The sequence below is a fragment of the Vibrio sp. 2-Bac 85 genome (assembly GCF_037546705.1).
Classification (GTDB): domain Bacteria; phylum Pseudomonadota; class Gammaproteobacteria; order Enterobacterales; family Psychromonadaceae; genus Psychromonas.
Genome location: NZ_JALAAB010000006.1, coordinates 198,301 through 212,317 on the forward strand (window position 1 = coordinate 198,301; position 14,017 = coordinate 212,317).

11 protein-coding genes are annotated in these 14,017 nt (G+C 40.6%); all 11 read right to left on the reverse strand.

Annotation, left to right across the window (positions count from 1 at the left end):
* Positions 1 to 125: 125 nt before the first annotated feature.
* Complete coding sequence (rpoC, locus tag MT390_RS09050; protein WP_499440723.1) at positions 126 to 4,346, reverse strand: DNA-directed RNA polymerase subunit beta'; 4,221 nt, start codon at positions 4,344 to 4,346, stop codon at positions 126 to 128.
* A 75-nt stretch (positions 4,347 to 4,421) separates the two neighbouring features.
* Complete coding sequence (gene rpoB / locus MT390_RS09055) at positions 4,422 to 8,456, reverse strand: DNA-directed RNA polymerase subunit beta (RefSeq protein ID WP_166372388.1); 4,035 nt, start codon at positions 8,454 to 8,456, stop codon at positions 4,422 to 4,424.
* 320 nt (positions 8,457 to 8,776) lie between these two features.
* Positions 8,777 to 9,142, reverse strand: coding sequence for a 50S ribosomal protein L7/L12 (rplL, locus tag MT390_RS09060; protein ID WP_028869210.1), 366 nt, complete (start codon positions 9,140 to 9,142; stop codon positions 8,777 to 8,779).
* A 43-nt stretch (positions 9,143 to 9,185) separates the two neighbouring features.
* Positions 9,186 to 9,689 carry a 50S ribosomal protein L10 gene (gene rplJ, locus MT390_RS09065; RefSeq protein WP_028869211.1) on the reverse strand — a complete coding sequence of 168 codons (504 nt, stop codon included), beginning with the start codon at positions 9,687 to 9,689 and terminating at the stop codon, positions 9,186 to 9,188.
* 266 nt (positions 9,690 to 9,955) lie between these two features.
* Positions 9,956 to 10,660 carry a 50S ribosomal protein L1 gene (gene rplA / locus MT390_RS09070; protein WP_499440725.1) on the reverse strand — a complete coding sequence of 235 codons (705 nt, stop codon included), beginning with the start codon at positions 10,658 to 10,660 and terminating at the stop codon, positions 9,956 to 9,958.
* 4 nt (positions 10,661 to 10,664) lie between these two features.
* Entirely contained in the window at positions 10,665 to 11,093 is a 429-nt protein-coding gene (rplK, locus tag MT390_RS09075) for a 50S ribosomal protein L11 (protein WP_028869213.1), read from the reverse strand.
* A gap of 297 nt (positions 11,094 to 11,390) precedes the next feature.
* Positions 11,391 to 11,939 (reverse strand): transcription termination/antitermination protein NusG, encoded by a 549-nt coding sequence (nusG, locus tag MT390_RS09080; RefSeq protein ID WP_028869214.1) that lies wholly within the window; start codon positions 11,937 to 11,939, stop codon positions 11,391 to 11,393.
* 9 nt (positions 11,940 to 11,948) lie between these two features.
* Positions 11,949 to 12,329, reverse strand: coding sequence for a preprotein translocase subunit SecE (gene secE / locus MT390_RS09085; protein WP_028869215.1), 381 nt, complete (start codon positions 12,327 to 12,329; stop codon positions 11,949 to 11,951).
* Positions 12,330 to 12,717: 388 nt separating this feature from the next.
* Positions 12,718 to 13,185 carry a DUF6691 family protein gene (locus MT390_RS09090; protein ID WP_499440727.1) on the reverse strand — a complete coding sequence of 156 codons (468 nt, stop codon included), beginning with the start codon at positions 13,183 to 13,185 and terminating at the stop codon, positions 12,718 to 12,720.
* Positions 13,186 to 13,608 carry a YeeE/YedE family protein gene (locus MT390_RS09095; RefSeq protein WP_499440728.1) on the reverse strand — a complete coding sequence of 141 codons (423 nt, stop codon included), beginning with the start codon at positions 13,606 to 13,608 and terminating at the stop codon, positions 13,186 to 13,188.
* A 38-nt stretch (positions 13,609 to 13,646) separates the two neighbouring features.
* A complete protein-coding gene (locus MT390_RS09100) occupies positions 13,647 to 13,940 on the reverse strand; it encodes an ArsR/SmtB family transcription factor (protein WP_499440730.1) in 294 nt (97 codons plus the stop codon).
* Positions 13,941 to 14,017 lie beyond the last annotated feature (77 nt).

Here is a 14,017-nt window from a genome sequence, read left to right on the forward strand (position 1 = left end):
AATAACCACGAAGCGCTGCATGAAGAGCACGAAGGAAAGCTATAATCAGCTCAAATTTTAGATATAAAAAAAGGTGCCGAAGCACCTTTTTTTCTAAAGCAAAATTAATTGCTTATATTTGCTACTTATTCACCAAAATCAACGGCGTTTAGTAAGTCAGCTAAGTTTTGCTCAGCTGCTTCAACATCGATAATTGGCTCAGCACTAACAGGTTCAAGCTCTTTCGCTTTAGCTGCGGCACGAGTACGGTGATGTGCAAAACCAGTACCAGCTGGAATCAAGCGACCTACGATTACATTCTCTTTCAAGCCATGTAATTGGTCACATTTACCTGCAACAGCTGCTTCCGTAAGAACACGCGTTGTTTCTTGGAAAGATGCCGCTGAAATAAATGATTCAGTTGCTAGTGATGCTTTAGTAATACCGAGTAACTGGTACTCAAACTTAGCTAAGTTTTTGCCTTCAGCTTCTAAGCGACGGTTTTCAATGATAACGCGTACAACTTCAGCTTGCTCACCCACTAAGAATGGCGTATCGCCAGCATCAGTGATGATACATTTACGTAGCATTTGGTTAACGATAACTTCGATATGCTTATCATTAATTTTTACACCTTGTAAACGGTATACTTCTTGTACTTCGTTTGTGATGTAGTTAGCCACTGGGCTAATACCACGTAGACGAAGGATGTCATGAGGAGACTCAGGACCGTCAGAAATAACCTCACCTTTTTCAATCTTCTCACCTTCGAAGATGTTTAGGTGACGCCATTTAGGGATCATCTCTTCGTAAACATCACCATTTGCTTGAGTGATCACTAGGCGACGCTTACCTTTGGTTTCTTTACCAAATGCTAACGTACCAGATACTTCAGCAAGAATAGCGGCATCTTTAGGTGTACGAGCTTCAAATAAGTCAGCTACGCGAGGTAGACCACCCGTGATATCACGAGTTTTTGAACTTTCTTGAGGGATACGAGCAACCGCATCACCAACTCGTACTTGAGCACCATCTTCAAGGCTAACGATTGCTTTGGCAGGAAGTGCATATTGCGCAGCAACTTCAGTACCAGGAATGAATAAATCATTACCTTTAGCATCAACTAATTTAGCCATTGGACGCATTTCTTTACCTGCACTTGGACGCTGTGCAGGGTCAATAATAACAATACTTGATAAACCAGTTAGTTCATCAGTTTGTTTATTAATAGTAATGCCTTCAATAAAGTCTAAGAACTCAACCGTACCTTCCACTTCCGTAATAATTGGATGTGTATGCGGGTCCCAGTTAGCAATGATTTCGCCAGCAGTGATTACTGCACCATCTTGCTTCTCAAGAACAGCACCATAAGGTAGACGGTGATTCTCTTTAGTACGACCTAATTCATCAATAACGGTTAGCTCAGTTGAACGAGACGTTACAACTACTTTGCCATCAGAGTTAATTACAAACTTAGCGTTATGTAATTTAACTTTACCGGTATTTTTAACTTGGATATTGTTTTCTGATGCAGAACGCGATGCTGCACCACCGATGTGGAACGTACGCATCGTTAACTGTGTACCAGGTTCACCGATAGACTGAGCGGCCATAACACCAACGGCTTCGCCTTGACCAACCATGTGTCCACGAGCCAAATCACGACCGTAACATTGTGCACAAGCACCAAAGTCAGTATTACAAGTAATAACAGAGCGAACCCATACTTGGTCAACCGATGCTTCTTCGATTAAGTCACAGTATTTTTCATCAAGTAATACGTTACGTGCGATTAATACTTCGTTATCTGTACCTGGTTTAATGATGTCACGAGCAACAACACGACCTAGTACACGTTCACGAAGTGGTTCAACAACGTCGCCACCTTGAATTAACGGAGTAACTAACAGACCTTCAGTACTACCACAATCTTCTTCAGTAATAACTAAATCTTGAGCAATATCAACAAGACGACGAGTTAGGTAACCCGAGTTTGCTGTTTTAAGTGCGGTATCGGCTAGACCTTTACGTGCACCATGCGTCGAGATAAAGTACTGAAGTACGTTTAGACCTTCACGGAAGTTAGCTACGATAGGTGTTTCGATGATTGAACCATCTGGTTTAGCCATCAGACCACGCATACCCGCTAGCTGACGAATCTGAGCAGCACTACCACGTGCGCCCGAGTCGGCCATCATATAAACGCTGTTAAACGAATCTTGCTGAACTTCTTCACCTTTCGCTGTTAAGACTGTGTCTTTAGAAAGGTTTTCCATCATCGCTTTAGCCACTTGCTCATTCGCACTTGCCCAAATATCGATAACTTTATTGTAACGCTCACCCGCAGTAACAAGACCAGCTTGGAATTGCTCTTGGATTTCTAGTACTTCAGCTTCAGCTTCTTCAACTAAGCGTTTCTTAGCATCAGGAATAACCATATCGTCGATACCAACAGAAGCACCTGACAATGTTGCGTACTCAAAACCTGTGTACATCAATTGGTCAGCAAAAATAACAGTGTCTTTAATACCTAGTAAACGGTAACAAGCATTTAGCACGTTAGAGATTGCTTTTTTGCCCATGTTCAAATCAACATGCTCGAATGGTAAACCTTCAGGCATGATTAAAGATAAGATGGCACGACCAATCGTCGTTTCAACTAAACCAGTTGTTGATGTACGAGATTTATCTTCTGCAATGTGTACCTGTGTCATACGAACTTTAACAATTGCTTGCAAGTCTACAACACCAGCACGGTATGCTTTTTCAGCTTCTTTTGCATTTTTGAAGTACATGCCTTCGCCACGCGCATTAATGCGAGTACGAGTCATGTAGTACAAACCTAATACAACGTCTTGTGAAGGTACGATAATCGGCTCACCATTTGCAGGTGATAAGATATTATTCGTAGACATCATTAACGTACGAGCTTCAAGCTGTGCTTCAATTGTTAACGGTACGTGTACCGCCATTTGGTCACCATCGAAGTCGGCGTTGTATGCCGCACAAACTAATGGGTGTAATTGAATCGCTTTACCTTCGATTAATACAGGTTCAAATGCTTGGATACCTAGTCTGTGAAGTGTTGGTGCACGGTTAAGTAGCACTGGATGTTCACGGATAACACCTTCTAGGATATCCCAAACTTCACCACCTTCACGGTCAACTAATTTCTTAGCTGCTTTGATAGTAGTAGCAAGACCTAATGCTTCTAACTTACCGTAAACGAATGGTTTGAATAGCTCTAATGCCATCTTCTTCGGAAGACCACATTGATGTAAACGTAGAGTTGGACCCACTGTAATTACAGAACGACCAGAGTAATCAACACGTTTACCTAGTAAGTTTTGACGGAAACGACCTTGCTTACCTTTGATCATATCTGCAAGCGATTTTAGAGGACGTTTGTTCGAACCAGTAATAGCTCGGCCACGACGACCATTATCTAATAACGCATCAACAGACTCTTGTAACATACGTTTTTCGTTACGTACGATGATATCTGGCGCAGCTAGTTCTAAAAGACGTTTTAGGCGGTTATTACGGTTAATAACACGACGGTATAAGTCATTTAAGTCAGACGTTGCAAAACGTCCGCCGTCTAGTGGTACTAGAGGACGTAAATCAGGTGGTAGTACTGGAAGTACTGTTAAGATCATCCACTCTGGTTTGTTTGAAGACTGGTGGAAAGATTCTACCAATTTCAGACGTTTAGTTAATTTCTTACGGCGAGTTTCAGAATTAGTTGTTTCTAACTCTTCACGCATGCCTTTGATCTCGTGTTCTAGATCTAGGTCTTTAAGCAGTGCAAAAACGGCTTCAGCGCCCATCATTGCATCAAACTCATCGCCCCATTGCTCTAGGTTGTCCAAGTACTCTTCTTCAAGAAGAATTTGACCACGTTCAAGATCAGTCATACCTGGTTCAACAACCACGAATGATTCAAAATATAGGATACGTTCGATATCACGTAACGTCATATCAAGCATTAAGCCGATACGAGATGGAAGTGATTTAAGGAACCAAATGTGTGCAACAGGTGATGCTAATTCGATGTGTCCCATACGGTCACGACGAACTTTAGCTTGAGTTACCTCAACACCACATTTTTCACAAATAACACCACGATGTTTTAGGCGCTTGTACTTACCACATAAACATTCGTAATCTTTGATTGGACCAAAGATACGTGCACAGAACAGACCTTCACGTTCAGGTTTGAATGTACGGTAGTTAATGGTTTCAGGTTTTTTAACTTCACCAAAAGACCATGAACGGATCATTTCTGGTGATGCTAAACCGATTTTAATACCATCGAATTCTTTGGTTTTATTTTGTTGCTTTAAAAACTTGAGTAAGTCTTTCACGCTACTCTCCCATAGGAGTTAAAACTAGGCGTCTCAAAAAAACGAGACGCCACATATTTTCAACTAAAACGAATTTTAGTTAGATTCATCTAGCTCGATATTGATGCTTAATGAACGGATCTCTTTCAACAATACGTTGAATGATTCAGGCATGCCTGGTTCCATTCTATGGTCACCGTCTACGATGTTTTTATACATCTTAGTACGACCGTTAACATCATCCGATTTAACTGTCAGCATCTCTTGTAGAGTGTAAGCAGCACCGTAAGCTTCAAGTGCCCATACTTCCATCTCACCAAAACGCTGGCCACCGAACTGAGCTTTACCACCAAGTGGTTGCTGAGTAACCAAGCTGTAAGAACCTGTTGAACGTGCATGCATTTTGTCATCAACTAAGTGATTCAGTTTTAACATGTACATGTAACCAACGGTTACTGGACGTTCAAATGGGATACCCGTACGGCCATCAGTTAATTGTAACTGACCAGACTCAGGTAAATCAGCCATGCGTAACAATTCACGGATTTCACTTTCGTGTGCGCCATCAAATGCTGGAGTCGCAACTGGTAAACCTTTGTATAGGTTTTTAGCAAGACGTAATACAGCTTCATCATCAAAGTCATTTAAGTCAACATGACACGGTGCATCACCGAATGAGTAAAGTTTTTGTACATATTCACGTACTTTGCTGATTTCAACGTCACGCTGATCTTTGATCATACGCTCTAGTTTCTCACCAACACCTTTACACGCTAGACCTAGATGTGTTTCAAGAATCTGACCGATGTTCATTCGAGATGGTACACCCAATGGGTTAAGTACGATATCAACTGGAACACCAAACTCATCGTGAGGCATATCTTCTACAGGTACGATGTTTGAAATAACACCTTTGTTACCGTGACGGCCGGCCATTTTATCACCTGGTTGTAGGCGACGACGTACCGCTAAGTAAACTTTAACAATTTTTTGTACACCCGGTGCTAAATCATCACCTTGTGTAATTTTACGACGTTTAATATCAAACTCTTTATCGTAGTTTGCTTTAATTTCGTCGTGTTGTGCATTGATTTGATCTAAAAGCGTTTGCTTCTCATCATCAGAAAGCACGATATCAAACCACTGAGCCTTAGGCATTTGTAGTAGACGCGCTTCTTCTTGACCAGCAGAAACTAATAGGTTTAATGCTTTTTCGTAAATAGAGCCTTCTAAAAGTTTAAACTTCTCAGTTAAATCTTTCTTCGCCGCTTTTAACTGCATTTCTTCAATTTCTAGTGCACGTTTGTCTTTCTCAACGCCGTCACGAGTAAAGACTTGTACGTCAATTACTGTTGCGTAAGTTGAGTTAGCTACGCGTAAAGAGCTGTCTTTAACATCAGACGCTTTTTCACCGAAGATTGCTCGTAATAGTTTTTCTTCTGGCGTAAGTTGAGTTTCACCTTTAGGTGTTACTTTACCTACTAAGATATCACCTGGTTTAACTTCAGCACCTACATAAACAATACCAGACTCATCTAGTTTACTTAGTGCAGATTCACCAACGTTAGGAATATCGGCCGTGATCTCTTCAGTACCCAATTTAGTTTCACGTGCAATACATGAGAACTCTTGGATATGGATCGTAGTAAAACGATCTTCTTGAGATACACGCTCAGAAATAAGGATTGAATCCTCAAAGTTGTAACCATTCCAAGGCATGAAGGCAATCTTCATGTTTTGACCAAGTGCTAAATCACCCATATCAGTCGATGGACCATCGGCTAATACGTCACCGCGAACAATTGGCTCGCCAGGTTTACACGTTGGTTTTTGGTTAATACATGTATTCTGATTCGAACGCGTGTATTTAGTTAAGTTGTAGATGTCGATACCGGCTTCACCAGCAACTAATTCATCATCAGCAACTTTAACTACGATACGAGATGCATCAACGTAATCAATTGTTCCGCCACGTTTTGCAATAATGGTTACACCAGAATCGATCGCTAGACGACGTTCAATACCTGTACCTACTAATGGCTTATCAGCACGTAGTGTTGGTACAGCTTGACGTTGCATGTTTGCACCCATTAAGGCACGGTTAGCATCATCATGTTCTAAGAACGGGATAAGTGACGCAGCAACAGAAATGATCTGTTGTGGTGACACATCCATGTAATCAATGTCGTTTGGTCCCATGAAGGTAGTTTCACCTTTATGACGACACTGGATCATATCTTCGTTAAGCATGCCATTTTCATCAAGACCGGCAGATGCCTGTGCGATAACAAATGTACCTTCTTCGATAGCTGATAAATATTCAACTTGATCAGAAGGTTTACCATCGATCACTTTACGGTAAGGTGTTTCTAAGAAACCGTAACTGTTAGTACGAGAGAAAGTAGCTAACGAGTTGATAAGACCGATGTTTGGTCCCTCAGGTGTTTCGATAGGACATAAACGACCGTAATGCGTTACGTGTACGTCACGTACTTCAAAGCCAGCACGTTCACGTGTTAAACCACCAGGGCCTAATGCAGAGATACGACGTTTGTGTGTTACTTCTGATAACGGGTTATTTTGATCCATAAACTGAGACAGTTGTGATGAACCAAAGAACTCTTTAACAGCAGCTGAGATAGGTTTTGCATTGATCAGATCTTGCGGCATAGTCGCATCAAGATCGCCCAAAGATAGACGCTCTTTAACAGCACGTTCAACACGTACTAAACCAACACGGAATTGGTTTTCAGCCATTTCACCTACACAACGAATACGACGGTTACCAAGGTGATCGATATCATCAACTTCGCCATTACCGTTACGGATATCGATCAGTGTTTTCATTACACTTAAGATATCTTCGTTAGATAGAATGCCAGGACCTACATCGCCTTCAATATTAACGCGACGATTGAACTTCATACGACCTACTTTAGATAAGTCATAACGTTCTTCTGCAAAGAATAAGTTTTGGAATAAACCTTCTGCAGCATCTTTTGTTGGTGGCTCACCAGGACGCATCATACGGTAAACTTCTACTAACGCTTCTAAACGGTTAGTTGAAGAGTCAACGCGTAATGTATCCGAAATAAATGAACCACAATCTAATTCATTAGTGTAAATTGCTTCGAATTTTTTAATACCAGACTGTGCTAGCTCTGCTAATAATTCAAGCGTAAAGATATCATTTGCGTTAACAATGATTTCACCAGTTTCGCTGCTGATGTAATCTTTCGCTGACACTTTACCTTCTAGATGTTCGAATGGCACTTCAATGTGTTGTACGCCGTCTTTTTCAAGTTGACGAATATGACGAGCAGTAATACGTTTGCCCGATTCAACATAAGTTGTACCTTTACTCACGATGTCAAAGTTAAACTGCTCACCACGTAAACGGTCTGCAATTAATGCCATCGTAATAACACCATCTTTAACAACAAACTGAGTTGTATCAAAGAAGATGTCTAGGATTTGTTCTGTCGTGTACTCAAGTGCACGTAACATGATAGTCGCTGGTAATTTACGACGACGGTCAATACGAACAAATAAGTTGTCTTTCGGGTCAAACTCAAAATCTAACCAAGAACCACGGTAAGGGATAACACGTGCGTTATATAACACTTTACCCGAACTGTGTGTTTTGCCTTTATCATGATCAAAGAAAACACCAGGTGAACGATGTAATTGAGAAACAATAACACGCTCAGTACCATTGATTACAAAGGTACCATTTTCTGTCATGAGTGGCATTTCACCCATGTAAACTTCTTGTTCACGGATATCTTTAACCGTGCCTGCTGGCGCGTCACGATCATAAATAACAAGACGTAGTTTTACACGTAAAGAGGCAGAGTATGTAACTCCGCGGATTTGGCATTCTTTTACATCGAATACAGGTTCACCTAAGCGGTAGCTTACGTATTGTAGCTCCGAAGTGCCTGAGTAACTCGCGATAGGAAAGATGCTGTTAAAAGCAGCTTGTAAACCTACTTCGCCAGTCGGATCGACTTCAATGTATCGTTTGAATGAATCTAGTTGAATCTCCAACAAGTATGGTTTTTCCATTACTTGTGGGCGTTTCCCGAAATCCTTACGAATACGTTTTTTCTCAGTATAAGAGTAACCCATGTGGTTCCTTTGCTCGCTGATTAAATTGGTCATAGTTGTCTTACTTGGTTTGAATCTTGTTGCATGACAACGGCGGCACATTATTTTGGTGTTAATGATGTTTTAAATGTCTATATTGCTTCTGTTTGAGCCTGTTTTTAAGGCGCAGCTTATATCGCTGACTTTATCGTTCGAAACAATATGGCAATAACATCACCTTAAGCGTCCGATGACCGTAAAAAATAATGATAAATCACGGTATCCTATAGCGCAAAAAGGCCGGTGATTAAATAATCACCAGCCAGTGCCATTTTCATGGCTAATAAGTTAGAAAATCTAACTTATTTAAGTTCAGCAGTTGCACCGATTTCAGCAAGCTCTTTCTGGAAAGCTTCAGCTTCGTCTTTCGAGATGCCTTCTTTCAATACAGCAGGGCAAGATTCAACAGCGTCTTTCGCTTCTTTCAGGCCTAGACCTGTGATAGCACGAACAGCTTTGATTGCTTTAACTTTGTTCTCACCGAAAGCAGTAAGTACAAGGTTGAATTCAGTTTGCTCAGCAGCAGCTTCGCCTGCAGCAGCAGGACCTGCAGCAACAGCAGCAGCAGATACACCGAATTTTTCTTCCATTGCTTCGATTAGTTCAACAACTTCCATTACAGATAGTTCTGCAACAGCATCAATGATTTGGTCTTTAGTAAGAGACATGAGTCAATTCCTATATATAGATTATAAAATGGTATTACAGCAATTACGCTGCAGATTCTTCTTTCTGGTCGCGAATTGCAGCCAGAGTACGTACAAGTTTGCCCGCTGCAGCTTCTTTCATAGTAGCCATCAGTTTCGCAATTGCTTCGTCGTAAGTTGGTAATGTCGCTAAACGGTCGATTTGATCGGCTTCAATAAATTCGCCTTCAAATGCTAGCCCTTTAATTTCAAACTTTTCATTAGCTTTAGCAAAGTCTTTTAAAAGACGTGCTGCTGCACCTGGATGTTCGTTTGAAAAAGCAAGGATAGTAGGACCTGTAAACGTATCTGCCAGACATGCATAATCAGTACCTTCAACTGCACGACGTGCTAATGTATTACGAATTACTCGTAAAAATACACCGTTTGCACGTGCTTTTGCACGAAGTTCAGTCATTGCACCTACTGTTACGCCACGTGAATCAGCGACAACAGCAGACAGAGCGCCTTTAGCAGCTTCGTTGACTTCAGCAACAATAGCTTGTTTGTCTTCGAGTCTTAATGCCATTTGGTTTTACTCCTGGATTCCACTAGGTTTTACCCTAGATAAACACCCTCACCTAATGGTGAGGCACTATTTTGGTTTCGGATCCAGTAGAATAATCTTTCTGGGGTCCGGTACCGTCTACGCAGGAAATTAAGTCAAATCAGAGATTTAACACCTGCGGTCTAAGAAGAGACCTAAGGCCCTCCAAAGTAAGGTCGCATATTATACAAACAATATGCCACCTTGTATAGTGACTTGATGATTAATCATCAAATCACTACAAAAAATTACGCTACTACTGTTTCTAGAGTTGCTTGGTCAACTTTAAGACCTGCACCCATAGTTGTAGATAGAGAAACTTTCTTAATGAATTGACCTTTAGCACCTGATGGCTTGCCTTTTTTAAGCGCAATAATCAAAGCTTCTAGGTTTTCTTTAATCTGTTCAGCAGAGAACGTTGCTTTACCTATTGTAGAATGGATAATACCATTCTTGTCGTTACGGTAACGAACCTGACCAGCTTTAGCATTTTTAACTGCATCAGCAACGTTAGGTGTAACTGTACCAACTTTCGGGTTAGGCATTAGGCCACGAGGACCTAAGATTTGACCTAATTGACCAACAACACGCATAGCGTCTGGTGATGCAATTACTACGTCAAAATCCATTTCGCCAGCTTTAACTTTAGCAGCAAGATCGTCCATACCAACGATATCCGCACCAGCAGCTAGAGCAGCTTCTGCGTTAGCGCCTTGTGTGAATACAGCAACACGAACTTCACGACCAGTACCGTGTGGTAATACAGTTGCGCCACGTACGTTTTGATCACTACGACGAGGATCAACACCTAGGTTAACTGCAACATCAATGCTTTCGCTGAATTTAGCTGTAGCGAACTTTTGTAAAAGTGCTACTGCTTCATTGATTTCGTATTCTTTAGTTCCGTCAACTTCTGCACGGATAGCTGTCATGCGTTTAGATAATTTAGCCATTGTATTAACCCTCTACTTCCAGACCCATAGAACGAGCAGAACCCGCAATACAACGTACCATCGCTTCAAGATCGGCACCCGTTAAATCAACTTCTTTCGCTTTAGCGATTTCTTCAAGTTGAGCAACTGTTACTTTACCTACTTTATTTTTGTTAGGTACAGCAGAACCAGATTTGATGCCAGCAGCTTTCTTAAGTAAGTAAGATGCAGGTGGAGTCTTAGTTTCGAACGTAAAAGAACGGTCAGCATATACTGTAATTACTACAGGAACTGGCGCGCCTTTTTCTTGAGCTTCTGTTTTTGCATTGAATGCTTTACAGAATTCCATGATGTTAACACCGTGTTGACCAAGTGCTGGACCAACTGGTGGTGACGGGTTTGCCATACCAGCTGAAACTTGCAGCTTGATATATGCGGTTACTTTCTTAGCCATGATATATTACCTTTTTTTGGGTATAACGCTGAAAAAACTCAGCTTCCCGATGAATACATAAGTGACTGCATTATTGCAGCCTACTCGATCCTATTGAATTTGCCGTGTTAACTAAAGTTCTCACCACAAATAAAATGGGCGGCGAATTATAACTGTAAGCTACCTCATTTCACAAGATCTTTTGGTGTTTTTTTAACCTAATAACAATTACAGATGATTAAAAAAACAAAAAGCCAATAAGAATGACCTTATTGGCTTAGATAAGCATTAACAAATAACTGATTTGTTATAAATTAATTAGCTTTTTTCAACTTGAGAGAATTCAAGTTCAACTGGCGTTGCACGACCAAAGATAGAAACCGATACTTTTAAGCGGCTCTTATCGTAGTCAACTTCTTCAACTGTACCTGAGAAGTCAGCAAATGGACCATCACTAACACGAACCACTTCACCTGCTTCAAACAAAGTACGTGGACGAGGAGTATCGTGAGACTCTTGTAAACGGTTAAGAATATTATCCACTTCTTTTTGAGAGATAGGAGCAGGACGTTCTGCTGTACCACCAATAAAGCCCATTACACGGTCAATGCTTTTTACTAAATGCCAGCTGTCGTCATTCATCGCCATTTCAACTAAAACGTAACCAGGGAAGAACTTACGTTCACTTTTACGTTTTTGTCCAGCACGCATTTCAACAACTTCTTCCGTTGGGACTAAGATTTGTCCAAAGTGCTCTTCCATTTCATTTAAACGGATGTGCTCAACTAATGTTTTTTGTACACGTCCTTCATACCCAGAAAAGGCTTGGACTACATACCATCTCTTTTTTTGAACTTCTTCAGTCATAATAAACCCTTAAATAGAGGTAGTGATAAACGCGATGAGGCGAACGAAAATGCCATCAAGACCCCACAATATCAAACCAACAATGGTTGATACCGCTAAGATGATTAATGTAGTTTGTACTGTTTCTTGGCGAGTTGGCCAAACAACTTTACGCACTTCAAGGCGCGCATCTTTAGCAAAACCAATAAACGTTTTGCCTTTTTCAGTAAATGCAGCAGAAAGAACGGCTAAAGCAGCTAATAATAAAAGTACTGCTACACGTAATACAACATGCGTTTCTTCGCCATATAAATAATTACCAACAATGATTGCTGCTAATAATAAAACGGTGATCGTCCATTTAACCCCATCGAATGAGCTTTTGCTGTTTTCAGAATTTACTGTTGTCATAACGCTTTTTATCCACTGTTAAAATTAATAATACCGACCCTAGCATCAGTTGCTAAGAGGTAAAACAACCACCTATTTAAAGCGATTGTTTAGTAGGTGAAAGACTGCTTTTATATTAAGCATAAGTCGCCACCTAAAAATAAAGCACGTAAGTATAAGGATTTTTCTGTCTTTTGTAACCTGATTATATATAAAAATAACAATTCTTATTGATAAAAGACAATCAAGCTACTTTTCTATTGCACTCTCACCTAACCGTTACCTCTTTCAAACAAAGTATTGAGGTAGTTTATCTTATCATTTGAATCTACGTTTTATATTAAGAAGCTTATGAATAAACATGATTAAGAAACATTAACCTCAAACCTTACACTTAGCATGTCTGTTATTAATGCCCACGCTTAGCAGTAAACAACGAACAGACTCTACCCGCTAAATATCGATTAGCAAGCATCATCCCTAAAAGCATAAAAACAATAAACACCAATATAACAGGATTCATTGAACTCAGGCTAGATACTACAGGCCCAGGACAAAACCCAGCGAGCCCCCAGCCAATGCCAAATAAGCTAGCACCAAGAATTAAAGGCGCATCTACTTTTTTCTTATGGCTTAATTGTAAAGGTTCTCCACTGACAGCTGTTTGACGTTTTTTAATGACACCATGATAGATAGGCGTGAACACTAATAGCGCTCCTCCCATCACAAATGCAAGGCTAGGATCCCATGCGCCCGTTACATTTAAAAAAGCGGTCACTTTATTAGGGTCAACCATTTCAGAAATCACCATGCCAGCGCCAAATAACAAACCCGCTACGGCTGCTACTGCAATACGAAATAAAGATGAATAATGCATTTATATGGCTCCGAATAATTGACGAAAATAAACAACCACTATTGCACTAAGCATAAACACGACAGTAGCAACAATAGAACGCACCGAAAAACGTCCCATACCAACAATTCCATGACCACTAGTACAACCATTACCTAGACGAGTGCCAACACCTACGAGTAGACCCGCTAACGCTATCAGCAGGTAACTATCAGTGCTTACAAGCGGTAAATTGATATCGAAGGGAGCGATAAAAACTGCACTCAAAATCATCGTAATAATAAAAACAGCACGCCAAGCTGTGTCCCCTTTTTTAGGTTGTATCAAACCATTTACAATGCCACTAATACCGGCGACTTTACCACTAAATAACATCAGAATGGCGGCAGATAAACCTAACAACATTCCACCCAATAATGCATGCCAAGGTATTGAAAACGACATATAACTCTCTCAATTAAGTTGATTAAAACCAGTTTTACTTAAACACAAAAAATCCCATGCAAGCTAATGATTAACGCTTTAATACGAGGATCTGATAAGGAATAAAATACCTGCTGCGACTCTTTACGCACTTCAACTAAACCATTTTTGCGTAATACCGATAATTGTTGTGAAAATGCCGACTGACTTAATTCAGAACCAGCTTGTAATTGAGAGACGCCAACCTCCCCTTCTATTAATTGGCACAACACCATGAGGCGCTCTTGGTGAGCCATTGTTTTTAACAACTCAGCGACTTCACCTGCACGTAACGTCATTTCATCGAGTTCCATGAATTTCACCTTCTATAATTTATTTATTATGCAAAGAATACTGACAGCATTGACATTAGTCAATTCTTATTTAGATC

Bases quoted from the DNA above. Each gene is read 5' to 3' on its own strand.
- rplK (WP_028869213.1), bottom strand. From the start codon at position 11,093: ATGGCTAAGAAAGTAACCGCATATATCAAGCTGCAAGTTTCAGCTGGT.
- rplJ (WP_028869211.1), bottom strand. From the start codon at position 9,689: ATGGCATTAAGACTCGAAGACAAACAAGCTATTGTTGCTGAAGTCAAC.
- MT390_RS09100 (WP_499440730.1), bottom strand. From the start codon at position 13,940: ATGGAACTCGATGAAATGACGTTACGTGCAGGTGAAGTCGCTGAGTTG.
- MT390_RS09095 (WP_499440728.1), bottom strand. From the start codon at position 13,608: ATGTCGTTTTCAATACCTTGGCATGCATTATTGGGTGGAATGTTGTTA.
- nusG (WP_028869214.1), bottom strand. From the start codon at position 11,939: ATGACTGAAGAAGTTCAAAAAAAGAGATGGTATGTAGTCCAAGCCTTT.
- MT390_RS09090 (WP_499440727.1), bottom strand. From the start codon at position 13,185: ATGCATTATTCATCTTTATTTCGTATTGCAGTAGCAGCCGTAGCGGGT.
- rplA (WP_499440725.1), bottom strand. From the start codon at position 10,660: ATGGCTAAATTATCTAAACGCATGACAGCTATCCGTGCAGAAGTTGAC.
- rplL (WP_028869210.1), bottom strand. From the start codon at position 9,142: ATGTCTCTTACTAAAGACCAAATCATTGATGCTGTTGCAGAACTATCT.
- secE (WP_028869215.1), bottom strand. From the start codon at position 12,329: ATGACAACAGTAAATTCTGAAAACAGCAAAAGCTCATTCGATGGGGTT.
- rpoB (WP_166372388.1), bottom strand. From the start codon at position 8,456: ATGGGTTACTCTTATACTGAGAAAAAACGTATTCGTAAGGATTTCGGG.